General features: G+C 63.4%; 16 protein-coding genes. 5 read left to right on the forward strand and 11 right to left on the reverse strand.

Translation table 11 applies throughout. The features are described from left to right. The first annotated feature begins 18 nt into the window (after positions 1-18). A complete protein-coding gene (locus E1748_RS05420) occupies positions 19-963 on the forward strand; it encodes a LysR family transcriptional regulator (protein ID WP_133646104.1) in 945 nt (314 codons plus the stop codon). Between the two features lie 99 nt (positions 964-1,062). Continuing rightward, a complete protein-coding gene (locus E1748_RS05425; RefSeq protein WP_133646105.1) occupies positions 1,063-1,371 on the forward strand; it encodes an HAD family hydrolase in 309 nt (102 codons plus the stop codon). 77 nt (positions 1,372-1,448) lie between these two features. On the opposite strand, the gene E1748_RS05430 is transcribed toward E1748_RS05425, so the two are convergent. The 5 genes from E1748_RS05430 to E1748_RS05450 form a co-directional block, all read right to left on the reverse strand. Then, positions 1,449-2,303 carry an NAD(P)(+) transhydrogenase (Re/Si-specific) subunit beta gene (locus E1748_RS05430; protein WP_166653507.1) on the reverse strand — a complete coding sequence of 285 codons (855 nt, stop codon included), beginning with the start codon at positions 2,301-2,303 and terminating at the stop codon, positions 1,449-1,451. Between the two features lie 65 nt (positions 2,304-2,368). Continuing rightward, positions 2,369-3,181: a fumarylacetoacetate hydrolase family protein gene (locus tag E1748_RS05435; protein ID WP_133646107.1), complete on the reverse strand. Its 813-nt coding sequence runs from the start codon at positions 3,179-3,181 to the stop codon at positions 2,369-2,371. Positions 3,182-3,333: 152 nt separating this feature from the next. After that, a complete protein-coding gene (gene frc / locus E1748_RS05440; protein ID WP_133647244.1) occupies positions 3,334-4,581 on the reverse strand; it encodes a formyl-CoA transferase in 1,248 nt (415 codons plus the stop codon). A gap of 379 nt (positions 4,582-4,960) precedes the next feature. Beyond that, a complete protein-coding gene (locus tag E1748_RS05445) occupies positions 4,961-5,680 on the reverse strand; it encodes a GntR family transcriptional regulator (protein WP_133646108.1) in 720 nt (239 codons plus the stop codon). Then, positions 5,658-5,879, reverse strand: coding sequence for a hypothetical protein (locus tag E1748_RS05450; RefSeq protein ID WP_133646109.1), 222 nt, complete (start codon positions 5,877-5,879; stop codon positions 5,658-5,660). Before E1748_RS05450 ends, E1748_RS05445 begins: the two co-directional genes overlap by 23 nt. Positions 5,880-6,148: 269 nt before the next feature. Between E1748_RS05450 and shiA the strand changes: the two genes are divergently transcribed. Beyond that, a complete protein-coding gene (shiA, locus tag E1748_RS05455) occupies positions 6,149-7,468 on the forward strand; it encodes a shikimate transporter (protein WP_133646110.1) in 1,320 nt (439 codons plus the stop codon). 52 nt (positions 7,469-7,520) lie between these two features. Here the strand turns inward: shiA and E1748_RS05460 are convergent, their stop codons facing one another. The 3 genes from E1748_RS05460 to pcaQ form a co-directional block, all read right to left on the reverse strand. Then, on the reverse strand, positions 7,521-8,282 hold the full coding sequence (locus tag E1748_RS05460; RefSeq protein WP_133646111.1) for an ABC transporter permease: 762 nt from the start codon (positions 8,280-8,282) through the stop codon (positions 7,521-7,523). Beyond that, the gene (locus E1748_RS05465) at positions 8,279-9,301 is read right to left on the reverse strand and encodes an ABC transporter ATP-binding protein (RefSeq protein ID WP_133646112.1); all 1,023 of its coding nucleotides are present in this window, start codon (positions 9,299-9,301) and stop codon (positions 8,279-8,281) included. The genes E1748_RS05460 and E1748_RS05465 overlap by 4 nt, the downstream gene beginning before the upstream one ends. A gap of 253 nt (positions 9,302-9,554) precedes the next feature. Further along, positions 9,555-10,541: a pca operon transcription factor PcaQ gene (gene pcaQ, locus E1748_RS05470; RefSeq protein ID WP_133646113.1), complete on the reverse strand. Its 987-nt coding sequence runs from the start codon at positions 10,539-10,541 to the stop codon at positions 9,555-9,557. Positions 10,542-10,649: 108 nt separating this feature from the next. Between pcaQ and pcaH the strand changes: the two genes are divergently transcribed. Then, the gene (gene pcaH, locus E1748_RS05475) at positions 10,650-11,354 is read left to right on the forward strand and encodes a protocatechuate 3,4-dioxygenase subunit beta (RefSeq protein WP_133646114.1); all 705 of its coding nucleotides are present in this window, start codon (positions 10,650-10,652) and stop codon (positions 11,352-11,354) included. A gap of 2 nt (positions 11,355-11,356) precedes the next feature. Continuing rightward, positions 11,357-11,947: a protocatechuate 3,4-dioxygenase subunit alpha gene (pcaG, locus tag E1748_RS05480; RefSeq protein ID WP_133646115.1), complete on the forward strand. Its 591-nt coding sequence runs from the start codon at positions 11,357-11,359 to the stop codon at positions 11,945-11,947. Between the two features lie 103 nt (positions 11,948-12,050). Here the strand turns inward: pcaG and E1748_RS05485 are convergent, their stop codons facing one another. Genes E1748_RS05485 through E1748_RS05495 form a run of 3 tightly spaced genes read right to left on the reverse strand, consistent with a single transcriptional unit; the run spans position 12,051 to position 13,620 of the window. Further along, positions 12,051-12,362 (reverse strand): gamma-butyrobetaine hydroxylase-like domain-containing protein, encoded by a 312-nt coding sequence (locus E1748_RS05485; protein ID WP_133646116.1) that lies wholly within the window; start codon positions 12,360-12,362, stop codon positions 12,051-12,053. Further along, positions 12,359-13,369, reverse strand: coding sequence for a HEAT repeat domain-containing protein (locus E1748_RS05490; RefSeq protein WP_133646117.1), 1,011 nt, complete (start codon positions 13,367-13,369; stop codon positions 12,359-12,361). The genes E1748_RS05485 and E1748_RS05490 overlap by 4 nt, the downstream gene beginning before the upstream one ends. Positions 13,370-13,374: 5 nt before the next feature. After that, positions 13,375-13,620, reverse strand: coding sequence for a 4Fe-4S dicluster domain-containing protein (locus E1748_RS05495; protein ID WP_133646118.1), 246 nt, complete (start codon positions 13,618-13,620; stop codon positions 13,375-13,377). Positions 13,621-13,642: the final 22 nt, after the last annotated feature.

Consider the following 13,642-nt stretch of genomic DNA (forward strand, 5'->3'; position numbering starts at 1 on the left):
TCCGCTTATACATCGGCCATGACGATGAGAAACGCCACGCTGCGTCAATTGAAGGTGTTCGAAACAGTGGCCCGTCATCTGAGCTTCTCGCGCGCCGCAGAGGAACTGCACCTCACGCAGCCCGCGGTTTCGACTCAGGTACGACAGCTCGAAGAGCACGCGGGGCTGCCGCTTTTCGAGCAGCTCGGCAAGAAGATCTACCTCACGCCCGCCGGCACCGAGATGCTTCACTACAGCCGCACGATCATCCAGCAGTTCCACGAAGTGGACGAAGCGATGGGGCAGCTGAAGGGTGTCTCCGGCGGCAAGCTGAACGTCGCGGTGATCAGCGCCGGCGATTATTTTTTCCCTCGTCTGCTCGCGGAATTCACGCGGCGTTACTCGGGTGTCGTGCTGAATCTGTCGGTGCACAACCGCGAGCAACTGCTGCATCAACTGTCGACCAATCAGACGGATCTCGCGGTGATGGTGCGCCCGCCGCACGAGATGGATGCGATCAACGAACCGTTCGCGCCGCATCCGTATGTGATCGTCGCGGCGCCGACGCATCCGCTCGCGCACAAGCGCAACATCAAGCTGAGCCACCTCGCGAACGAAGCGTTCATCGTGCGCGAGCGCGGGTCGGACACGTGGAATTCGATGGAAGAAGGATTCGCGGGGCGGCTCACGAACCTGAAGATCGCGATGGAGATCAAGAGCACCGAGACCATCAAGCAGGCGGTGATCGCCGGCATGGGTATCGCGTTCCTGTCCGCGCATACGATCAGCCTCGAACTGAAGGTCGGCCATCTCGTCGTGCTCGACGTCGAAGGCTTTCCGGTGATGCTCAACTGGTACGTCGTGCATCGCAAGAACAAGCGCCTGCCGCCCGTCGCCGTCGCGTTCCGCCGTTTCCTGATGGAAGAAGGCGGAAAGCTGATCGAGCAGATCACCGGTGTGAAAGCGCTGAGCGTGCATAAGTAGTAGTTTATGAATTTCCAATAAAACTTTAACTATTGCAAATCCATCGCGGGCCCTATGCTGAAGGCGAGTTACTTCACTCGTCCGCACAGGAGTCCGACCATGAATCACGCTTCGACGGTGTCTCATGTCACCGCACGTACTGTTCGCGTTACCGCGGACGGTCCCGACGACGCACATATCAGTGCGTATAACGCCGCTTTCAGCGACCTCGGTCTGCGCTTTCGCTGGGACCGCGGCACGCTCGACGCACTCAACGAATTCGCCAGCGAGGCCGCGCGCATCACCGCTTACATCGAGCGGTTTCACGCGCATCTGCACAAGGCCTACGATGCCGACTTCCTCGCACAACTGATCCTGCAGAAGAAGACCCAGTACTTCCGCGAGTTCGTTCCCGCGATCGACTTCTGACTGCTTTGCTTTGCGGCGCCCGATGAACGCATCCCGCGCGGGCGTCGCCTTTTATTCGCTGTATTCGTTCCAGCACTTCACTTCATTCGTTCAGCGCGTCGGCACGCATACCGGCGTCGATCGAGCGCGCTTCGTTCGATCGCGCGATGACGAACACCCGAGGTATCGTCGAGCAGTTTCCATGGCTGCATGCTGCCGTCGCCGGCGCTCGCATGCGCTTCGACGTCGCGCCAGTCGAAACGCAGCCGCTGTGCGTGCGCAAGTGCGTGCAGCGAGCAGGTAGTCATACGATTCGACAGTGCCATCCAGTGCGCGCCGAGCGCTGCGGCAAGCACGCTCATCGCGAACAGCAAAGTGCCGGCAGGAGTCTGTGGGGACGCGGTCGCGAATCCGTAGGCGAGCCACGCGCATAGCGCGAGCGCAGCGATATCGACGATGCGTTCGCCGCGCCACATGACCGGTTGCCGGCCAGGCGCACCGCGCACACGGCACAGCACGATCGTCGAACTCGCGAACAACGCGGCGCCGACGAAGATCGCGACGCACACCTCGGCTCGCTGCGTGCCGTTCACCGCCGCCGCGAATCCATAGCGCGCAAATCCGCACGCGATCGCGAGGCATCCTGCGAACGTACCGCGCCACGCGAGCACAGCGGGACGCCGTGCAAAGTCGCGGCGCTGTGCGTACATCGCGCCCAGCACAGCACCGACCATTGCCGCGATCGTCGCGCCGGGCGAACCGTCGAGACCCGCACCCAGCGCGACTGCGCATGCCGCGCACGTCGCGGCACTGCCCGCGATGAATGAAGACGCGCGTCGCGACACGCGCCGCCGGTCGACCGGCATCGCCAGTCGGGCGACACCCGCGCACACGGCGGCGAACGCTGCCGAGGAAACCGCTGCAAGCAACATCGCGAGCGATAGAACGATCACGCTGTCTCCTGGTTGCTGCTGGTCGAAGCTGTGTTGCATCGCGGCGGCGCAATGCCGCGCGACGTTCAGGCCGTCTCTGCAGCCGCGACCGCAGTCGCCGCGTGTTGCGCAGCGAGCGCGAGCACGTTGCTCAATGTGCCGATGCCTTCGATCGACACCTCGACCGTCGCGCCGTCCTTGATCGAACCGACACCGAGCGACGTACCGCACGCGATCACATCGCCGGCTTCGAGCGTCAGATCCTGCGAGATCAAACTCACCTGCTCCGCTGGCGAAAACACCATGTCGGACAGCGGATAGTTCTGCCGTTCGACACCGTCCAGCGTCGTCACGACGCGCGCCGCGTGCCAGTCGAAACCGGACACGATCGCAGGACCGATACAGCAGAACGTATCGAAGCCCTTCGCGCGCGACCATTGCGGAAAATGCGGATTCTCGTTGAGCAGTTCGGCGGCGGTCACGTCATTGACGATCGTGTAGCCGAAGATCGCGGACGCGGCTTCCTCGACGCTCGCGTCGCGGCAACGCTTGCCGATCACGATGCCCAGCTCGCCTTCATAGACGATCTTCCCCGCGTAATGCATGGGCCGACGAATTGCATCGCCCGAACCGATCACCGAACCTGGCGGTTTGAACAGAAACAGCGGATGGGTCGGCACCGGCTTTTCGAGCTTCGCCGCGAGCGCGTGGAAGTTGTTCCACAACGCAACGACCTTGCCGGGCGCGCACGGCGCAAGCGGTGTCAATGCGCGCAGCGACAGCACCGCGCCGGTCGGCACCGGCTGGTCGAGACTGTCGTACTCGTGCAGATAGCCGTTCTCGACGCGGCCGAACACGATGCCTCCGTCGCTCGACATGAAACGCATCCACGTATCCATCGCAATCTCCTGGCAGTGCCGGCGCCGGCGCAAAGCGCGCGTCGTCGCATGGTGCCCGCACCGCTGCAACATCGTTTGATCGATGGGTCATGCGCGCTCTGTTCAGTGCGCGCATGACCCCATGAGTACTTCGTATCGGTATCGGATCCCGGTCAGATCGCGCCGGCTGCGCGCAACGCGCCGATCTGTTCGATCGTATAGCCGAGTTCGGCCATCACTTCGTCGGTGTGTTCGCCGAGCAGCGGCGAGCGCGTGACCTCGGTCGGGCTGTCGGACAGCTTGATCGGATTGCCGACCGTCAGATACTTGCCGCGCACCGGATGATCGACCTCGACGATCGTGCCGGTCTTGCGCAGCGACTGGTCGTCGGCGATCTCTTTCATCGACAGGATCGGGCCGCACGGGATGTCGTGCTTGTTGAGGATCGCCATGGCCTCGAACTTGGTCTTGGTCATCGTCCAGCGTTCGATCTCCGCGAAGATGTCCTTCAGACGCGGCAGGCGCGCGGCGGGCGTCGCGTAGTCCGGATCGGCGGCCCACTCTTCCTTGCCGATCACGTTGCAGATCTTGGCCCACACCGGGGCCTGCGTGATGAAGTAGATGTATGCGTTCGGGTCCGCTTCCCAGCCCTTGCACTTCAGGATCCAGCCCGGCTGACCGCCGCCCGATGCATTGCCCGCGCGCGGCACCGCTTCACCGAACGTGCCGTTCGGGTACTGCGGATATTCGCGCATCACGCCTGTACGTTCGAGCCGCTGCTGGTCGCGCAGCTTCACGCGGCACAGGTTCAGCACGCCGTCCTGCATCGCGGCGAGCACCTTCTGGCCGCGGCCCGTCTGCACACGCTGATAGAGCGCGGCGACGATGCCGAGCGCGAGATGCAGACCCGTGCCGCTGTCGCCGATCTGCGCGCCGGTGACGACCGGCGGACCATCGTCGAAGCCCGTCGTGGAGGCCGCGCCGCCCGCGCACTGCGCGACGTTCTCGTAGACCTTGCAGTCCTCGTAGGGACCCGGACCGAAGCCCTTCACCGAAGCAACGATCATCTTCGGATTCAGCTCCTGGATGCGTTCCCAGGTGAAGCCCATGCGATCGAGCGCGCCGGGCGCGAAGTTCTCGACGAGCACGTCGCACTTCTGGATCAACGCCTCAAGCACGAGTTTGCCTTCGGGATTCTTCGTGTCGATCGTCACTGAACGCTTGTTGTGGTTCAGCATCGTGAAGTAGAGACTGTCCGCGTCGGGAATGTCGCGCAGCTGTTCGCGCGTGATATCGCCGGCGCCGGCGCGTTCCACCTTGATCACGTCCGCGCCGAACCAGGCCAGCAGCTGCGTGCAGGTCGGGCCCGATTGCACATGCGTGAAATCGAGGATGCGCACACCGTCGAGTGCCTTGCCCATGTCGTCTTCCTCCGTACGTTTAATTAGCTGCATGAGCCGACGGCACACTCCGGCACCCGGCGTGCACACACATCCGGTGCACTGCGCCGGACCGCCGATGCGGAGACGGCCCCGGATCCATCGATGCGCAATGCAGATCACTTGAACAATACGGTATGTGATATATCACATTCGTTCAAGCGGATTTTTGTGTCGGGATTAACCCTGAACAAGACTGCGTGGCCTTATGGGATAGGCGTCTCGGGGGAACAGGCCGCTCGGGTCGATCGCGATCCAAGGGAAAACACTGAGGAGGTTACTGACGTGGACTGCCGGGCAAACAAAAAGGCCGGCGGAAATCCGTCGGCCCTGGAGTGCTTCAGTCACGCGGCATTCGAACTCAATCGAGAAAATCGCAGTTCGCTTCGACGAACGCGGCCAGATCGAGCGAGTGCTGGCGCACGAGCCGCTCGGCAAGTTCGGTATCGCGCTGCTCGAGTGCTTCGATGATGCGCAGGTGGTCGACGATCGAACGCGACGCGCGGTCGCTCTGCGAGATGGTCAGCCGGCGAATGGCGCGGACGTGCACGAAGATGTTCTTGATCGTCTCGAGGATGATCTGCGACTTCGACAGCTCGACGATCGCCTGATGGAACGCGATGTTCGCGTCCGAGTATTCGGCGATGTGCTCGGCCGGCGTCGCGTCGCGGAAATGATCGAACATGTGCCGCAGCCGCGCGATTTCCTCGTCGGTTGCATTCAATGTGGCGAGGCGCGCGGCCATGCTTTCCAGCGCGGCCCACATCTGGATCATCTCGACGATCTCGCGCTTGCTCTTGCGCACGATGTAGATGCCGCGACGCGGCACCATCCGCAGGAAGCCTTCCTGCTCGAGCAGCGTCATTGCCTCGCGCACCGGCGTGCGGCTCACGCCGAGCGTTTCGCTCAGTACGCGCTCGTCGAGACGGATCTCTTCGCGCGACTGGTAAATGTCCGCGTCCGCGATGGCCTGCCGCAACATCGCGTATGCCTGATCGCGCAGGCTGGCGGTTGCATTGATGGGTTGCAGCGCCAGCGTGAGCGGTGTAGTCACTGTTTCAGTTGGAAGTTCTGACGACATTCATCGCCTCTGGTTGAACATGCGCACGATACGGCACCGTCGCAGGCGGCATCACCGCTTCGCCCAGGCCGACATACCGGCCGTGTTCGGCGGCCAGTTCAGCGACCGGCTGCGGCACCCAACGGGTCAACAGCACCGTTGCAGCCGAACCTAACCCTACAACAGCAACACCAAGCAGCGCGAGAGAAAGCAGATCCATTTTTGCAGCTCCAGAAGATTGAGTGAACAGCCGATGACTCAATGATATGGTGCGTCGCCGCAAAAATCAATATCCTGTATGTAGTATATCAGTTGATGTTGTTTTTCAGCATCACGGGAAAGGATGATACCCGCTGACGGAGCCAAGCGGCGCACCACCCCGCGTAGCGCCTTTGCATTGCCTGTCGCCCCTCGTCTCTTTATCCTTGCGGCTATTCCATAAGGGCCGCATCGATACTGCCCCGACAAACACGCCAGGAGACACCCGCGATGACCACCACCACCCGCCCGTCGGCGCCGACCGACGTCGATTCGACACGCAACCGCCGCGACGCGCGCAAAGCCGCGCTCGGCAGTTTCGTCGGCGCGGTGGTCGACTGGTACGACTTCCTGCTGTACGGGATCGTCGCCGCGCTGGTCTTCAACACTGAGTTCTTTCCGAAAATCAGTCCGGCGATGGGCACGCTCGCCGCGTTCGCGACGTTCGGCGTCGGCTTCCTGTTTCGTCCGCTCGGCGGATTCGTGTTCGGTCATTACGGCGACCGGCTCGGCCGCAAGCGCATGCTCGTGCTGACGGTGTCGATGATGGGCCTGTCGACCGCCGCGATCGGCCTGCTGCCGACGTTCGCACAAATCGGCTGGTGGGCACCCGCTGTGCTCGTCACGCTGCGCGCGATCCAGGGCTTTGCGGTCGGCGGCGAATGGGGCGGCGCTGCGCTGATGGCCGTCGAGAGCGCGCCCGAACGCAGGAAGGCGTTCTACAGCAGCGGCGTGCAGGTCGGCTACGGTGTCGGTCTCGTGCTGTCGACGGGCCTCGTTTCGCTGATCAGCCGGTCGATGGATAACGCGTCGTTCGTCGCGTGGGGCTGGCGTCTGCCGTTCCTGTTCAGTGTGCTGCTCGTGCTGGTCGCGCTGTGGATCCGTTCGAGCATGGCGGAGTCGCAGGAATTCGTCGACAAGGTCGGCGAGCATGGCGAACGCGTTCTGCGGCTGCCGATCGTCGAGGCGTTGCTGCGGCATCCCAAGGCGTTTCTGCTGATCATCGCGCTGCGGCTCGCCGAGCTGTTCACGATGTATATCGTCACCGCGTTCGCGCTCAACTATTCGACCGCGAATCTCGGCATGAACCGCGAGTTCTTCCTGAACATCGCGCTGCTGGTCGGCGCGGTGAGCTGCGTGACGATTCCATGCTTCGCGTGGCTCGCGGACCGCTTCGGCCGGCGCCGCGTCTACATGCTCGGCGCGACGATCGGGATGCTGAGCGCGGTGCCGTTCTTCGTCGCGCTCGATGCACGCTCGACCGTCTGGATCGTCGTGTTCGCGGTGATGCTCGCGAACGTCGCGCACGACATGGTGGTCAGCGTCCAGCAACCGATGTTCACCGAACTCTTCGGCACCGAGTATCGCTACAGCGGCGCGGGCGTCGGGTATCAGGTGGCGAGTGTGGTCGGCGGCGGTTTCACGCCGTTCATCGCGGTGGCACTGGTGAACATGGCGGGCGGCTCGTGGCATCCGGTCGCCGCGTACCTCGCGGGCGGTTGCCTGATCTCGGTGCTCGTCGCTGCGTGGATGAAAACCGGCCGCGCGTAGGCGGCCGTGTTTTGTTGCGGGCATGCGAGCGCGGGCTCGCATGCATCGAGGCTCAGGTTTTCAGCCGGTAGCCGGTCTTGAAGATCCACGCGACGCCGCCCATCAACACCAGCAGAAACACCACGGTCATACCGAGACTCACACCGACGTGCACGTCGGCGATGCCGTAAAAGCTCCAGCGAAAACCGCTCACCAGATAGACGATCGGATTGAACAGCGTCACGATGCGCCACACCGGCGGCAGCATGTCGACCGAATAGAAACTGCCGCCGAGGAACGTGAGCGGCGTGATGATCAGCAGCGGCACCAGTTGCAGCTTCTCGAAGCTGTCCGCCCAGATGCCGATGATGAAACCGAACAGGCTGAACGTCACCGCTGTCAGCACGAGGAACAGCACCATCCAGAACGGATGCAGGATCTGCAGCGGCACGAACAGCGCCGCAGTTGCGAGGATGATGAGCCCGAGCAGGATCGACTTCGTTGCGGCCGCGCCGACATAGCTGACGACAATCTCCAGGTACGACACCGGCGCCGACAGCAGTTCGTAGATCGTGCCGGTGAAGCGCGGAAAGTAGATGCCGAACGACGCATTCGAAATACTCTGCGACAGCAGCGACAACATGATCAGCCCGGGCACAATGAACGACCCGTAGCTGATACCGCCGACCTGGCTGATACGCGAGCCGATCGCCGAGCCGAACACCACAAAATACAGCGACGTCGAAATGACCGGCGCGATGATGCTCTGCATCAGCGTGCGCCAGGTGCGCGCCATCTCGAAGCGATAGATCGCGCGGATTGCGTGAATATTCATGTTGCGCTTTCCTTGTCGCGACTCGCGTGCGTGCCGCCGTGTGTGCCACCGTTCGCGTCGCGTCCGCCCTTCACCAGGCTCACGAAGATGTCTTCGAGCGAGCTCTGCGTGGTCTGCAGATCCTTGAAGCGGATGCCCGCGTCGTTCAGCGCGTTCATCAGCGCGACGATGCTGGTGCGTTGATCCGCGGGTTCACCGGTCGTTTGTGTCGCCTGCTCTTCGTGCGAGTCGTACGTGTAGACGAGTTCGTTGCCGTTCGCCGACAACTCCAGCCGGTACGCGGCCAGTTGCGGCGGCACCTCCGACAGCGGACTTTCGAGCTGCACGCTCAGTTGCTTCTTGCCGAGCTTGCGCATCAGTTCGGCCTTGTCTTCGACCAGCATGATCTCGCCGCCGTTGATCACGCCGATGCGATCGGCCATCTCCTCGGCTTCGTCGATGTAGTGCGTGGTGAGAATGATCGTGACGCCGCTCGCGCTCAAACCGCGCACGAGGTTCCACATGTCGCGGCGCAGTTCGACGTCGACGCCCGCCGTGGGTTCGTCGAGAAACAGGATCTGCGGTTCGTGCGACAGCGCCTTCGCGATCAGCACGCGACGCTTCATGCCGCCCGACAGCGTGATGATCTTGTTGTTACGCTTTTCCCACAGCGACAGGTCTTTCAGCACCTTCTCGATGTGCGCGGGATTGGCCGGCTTGCCGAACAGACCACGGCTGAACGACACGGTGGCCCAGACGGTTTCGAACGCGTCGGTGGTCAGCTCCTGCGGCACGAGGCCGATCAGCGAGCGTGCCGCGCGATAGTCCGTATTGATGTCGTGGCCCGCGACCGTGATGCTGCCTTCGGTCGCCCGGACGATTCCGCAGATCGTGCTGATCAGCGTCGTCTTGCCGGCGCCGTTCGGACCGAGCAGCGCAAAAATTTCGCCGCGCCGGATCGACAGATCGATCTGCTTGAGTGCGCGAAATCCAGACGCGTAGGTTTTCGAGAGGTTCGAAACAGAGAGGATCGTTTGCATGCCCGCGACGATAGCAGAAGTCGCCGTTTCAGTGGCGACGTCCGGCGCGATCGTCGCGAATGAAATGCCGCAGCAGACGCGGATTGGCGGCACGCGTGTGACAGATCGCGTCGATTGTTCGGCAGACACCGACGAATGTGCCGAAATGCGCGGCAAATGCTTCGCAAAACCAGCAAGGTTTGCCATTGCTGTCGCATTAGCGGACCAGCAGCGGAACGTTGTGTTGCCAGCACGAAGGCAATGCCGTCGTCGCTCAATGCGCGTTACTGCGCTTGCGCTTCGATTTACTCGAAGTTGACGGCACGCCACCGCTAGCCAGACGTTCACGTGCGACCGCACGCACCGCCTCGATCAACGCACGCCCCGCAGGCGAAGGCTGCGCATCGGAACGCAGGATCAAGCCGACCGGTTCGTCGGTGCCTGCGAACGGCAGCGGCAGGCGCACCAGCACACCGTGCGCGAGATCCTGTTCGACGGCACCCGCGGGCACGAACCATACCGCGTCGTTCGCGAGCGCGAGCGCGCGCCCGACCGACACCGACAGCACCTCGACGAACGACGACAGCGGCGGCACGCCCCACACCGACAGCAAACTTTCCGCCGACTGCCGGATGATCGTCCCATACGGCGGCAGCACGACCGTGTAGTCGAGCAGCTCGGCCGGCGGTCCGACGCGCTTCGCCATCGGATGCCCGGCACGCACGACCGCGACGAGCGGCTCGCCGTACAACTGCTCGAAGCTCAGCCCGACCATCCGCTCCGGATCCGCAAGCCGCCCGACAGCGAACTCGATCGCCCCTTCCTTTAACCGCGCCATCAGCTCGACGTTCGATGCGGTCGCGAGTTGAACCACCACGTGCGGCCACTGCGTCGCGAAACGCCGCAGCACCGGCGGCACCAACGAAGGCGCGACCGTCGGCAGCATGCCGACCGCGAGCGGCGCGGCGACCGCGCCCTGCGCGCCCGCCAGCAGATCGACGCCCTGCCGCAACGCACTCACGCACGCGCTCGCGTGCGGCAGAAACAGTTGCCCCTCGCGGGTCGGCACCGCGCCGCGCCGGCCGCGCTCGAACAACCTCACGCCGAGAATCGCTTCGAGTTCGGCGATCGTCTTCGACACGGCAGGCTGCGTGACCGACAGGCTTTCGGCGGCTTTCTGCACCGCGCCAAACTGCGCGACGGCAAGAAAGCACTGCAGATGACGGAATTTGACGCGGCTGTCCGCAAGGCTACGTTGCATAACGAGTGGTTATACGAAATGCGCTAAAACGTCATTTTGCATAACTTCCGGGATTAGTTAAAGTCGTCTCATCCTTGCAGCGCCCCCACATCCAGACGGAGACACCCCATGGGCGACAGCCTCCTCACCCCGCGCGACTTCGCATCGCACCCCGCGTATCTCGAACCCGGTTACCGTTCGTCGGTGAAGCGCGGGCCGACACGTCCGCTGATTCCGCTGAAAGAACGTCTGTGCGACCAGCGTGTGCCGGTCTACGGCGCCGACGATCTCGGCGCGCTCGATCACGATCTGACGCGCAACGCCGTCGTCAACGGTGCGCCGCTCGGCGAGCGCATCGTCGTGACGGGTCGCGTGCTCGACGAAGGCGGTCGTCCGGTCCGCAACACGCTCGTTGAAATCTGGCAGGCGAACTCGACCGGCCGTTACGTGCACAAGGCCGACCAGCACGATGCGCCGCTCGATCCGAACTTCCTTGGTGCGGGCCGCTGCGTGACCGATCAGGACGGCCGCTATCGCTTCCTCACGATCAAGCCCGGCGCGTACCCGTGGGGCAATCATCCGAACGCGTGGCGCCCGAATCACATCCACTTCTCGCTGTTCGGCGACTACTTCGGTTCGCGTCTCGTCACGCAGATGTATTTCCCCGGCGATCCGCTGCTCGCATTCGATCCGATCTACCAGGGCACGCCCGCCGATGCGCGCGAACGTTTGATCTCGCGGTTTTCGCTCGACGTCACCGAGGAAGGCTTCGCGCTCGGCTATGAATTCGACATCGTGCTGCGCGGCCGCGACGAAACCCCGCTGGAGCGCTGAACATGACGACACTGAAACAGACGCCCTCGCAGACAGTCGGCCCGTACTTCGCGTACGGCCTTTGTCCGCAGCAATACGATTTCGCGTTTCGCAGCCTGTTCAGCGCGACGCTCGCCGATCGCGAAGCAAAGGGCGAACACCTGACGATCGTCGGTCAGGTGTTCGACGGCAACGGCGACGTGGTGTTCGATGCGATGCTCGAGATGTCGCAGGTGGATAGCGATGGCCGCTACCCGGCGTCGCGCGACGAATGCATCGCGAGCGGCTTTCGCGGCTTCGCACGCGTGGGCACCGGCACGGACCCGCAGCGGCGCTTTATCGTCGAGACGGTGAAGCCCGGCCGCGCGTCACCCGACGAAGCGCCGCACGTCAACGTGATCGTGACGATGCGCGGCATGCTGCTGCACACGTTCACGCGGATCTATTTCGACGACGAAGCCGCTGCGAACGAACGCGACCCGGTGTTGGCGAGCGTCCCGGCGGAACGGCGCGCGACGTTGATTGCGCGACGCGAGCCCGGTGCGGGCGCGGCAGTGTATCGCTTCGACATTCACATGCAGGGCGAGCGCGAAACTGTGTTCTTTGATCTGTAGCGCGTGATCGGCGATCGCTGCACTTTTCACGAGGCTTTCACATGAGCCGCTTACGATGCGGTCTGCGATGAACTCGCAACTCCGGTAACAGTTCGGCCCGCTATTACGCGGGCCTTTTTTCTGCTTCTTCGTGTGCATCGAGCGTACGCAGAAACGCCCACGGATAAATGCCCTGCGCGTGTCCGTCGCTGAACGCGATCTGCACGCCGTAGCCCATCGGCTGCACGTCGATGACTGCGACGTCGTGCGGTACATGCACGTTTTGCTTTCCACCGAGTTTCACACGCCGGCACGCTGCGCACGGACACTCTGCGCGCAGCAGCGCGTGAGCTAACGTTTGCGCGTGCGTATCGTCCCATTCGAGCGTCAGCGTGCGTGTGCGTCCGTCGACATTGACTCGTTGAGGCGCGATCATCGCGCGGCTCCATCGATCTGCGCGAGTGCGATGCGTACCGCCTTGCGCACCTCGGGGTCTGTATCGGCAGCGGCAGTTTCGAGCGCGGGCCGTGCGGTCGCGTCACCGAGTTCGCCTAGTGCGAGCGCCGCCTCCTTGCGCAGATTGCTGATCGTATGCGTGAGAAGCGCCGCGACCGGTGCGACTGCGCGTCCATCGCGCAGCTTGCCGAGCGCACGTGCTGTCTGCAGACGTACCTGCCAGTATTCATCGTCGAGCGCGGCGAGCAACGCGTCACATGCATGTAGCGGCCGCAGTTTACCTAGCGTCGTCGCAGCCGCTTCGCGTACCTGCCATGCGTCGTCGCGCAATGCGCGCAGCAGCGCGTCGATTGCCTGCGCATCCGCTGCGTCGGCGAGACCGAGCGCACTGGTGGCCGAGCGCCGCACGTCTGCGTCGGTATCGTTGGAGGCGAGCGTGGTCAACGGACCGAGGGCTTGCGCATTCTTGAGCCAACCCAGCACGCTCACGGCTTCAAGCCGCACTGCCGCTTCGGGCGCACGCAATGCGGCGAGCGCGGGCTCGAGCGCGCCTTCATAACGCAGCTCGCGCAATGCGCGCAACGCAGCCGCGCGCACGAACGGTTCGTCGTGCGTGCTCCAGCGCGCGACGATCGGCGCATAGCGTACGTCCTTCAGTTGCGACAGACTCAGCGCAGCAGCATCGCGGACGTCTTCAGCAGGATCGACCAGCGCCGCACACAACGCCTCGACGACATCGTCGCGCTCCCATGCGCCAAGCACACGCGCGGCCTCCGCGCGAACGTCGGTGGCTGCATCTGTGCGCAGCAACGCGACGATCGGTGCGAGCGCGGTTTCATCTTCGAGATCCGCAAGCGCAAGCAGTGCAATGCGGCGCACGGCCGCATCCTGCGATGCAAGGCGCGGCAACAACGCGGCCGCCTCGGGATCGAGCGTCGCCGGATCGAACAGCAGCGGCAGCGCAGGACTATGGATAAGATCGCTCATGTCGGTCAGCGCAGCAGATAGGGAATGTCGACCTTCACCGCGCCCGTCGGGCAATCCTTCTCGCACGGCATGCAGTACCAGCATTCGTCGAACTTCATATAAGCCTTGCCCTTCGATACGTCGATTGCGAGCAGATCGAGCGGGCACACATCGACGCATACGGTGCAGCCTTTGTCGGCGATGCAGAGATCTTCATAGATCGTCACGGGTGCGGCGCTGCGCTGAAAAATGTCGTGCGGGGTGGTGGACATCGCGGGTTCCTCGTGTTCTTTG

This window comes from Paraburkholderia flava, assembly GCF_004359985.1.
In the GTDB taxonomy this organism is placed as follows: Bacteria; Pseudomonadota; Gammaproteobacteria; order Burkholderiales; family Burkholderiaceae; genus Paraburkholderia; species Paraburkholderia flava.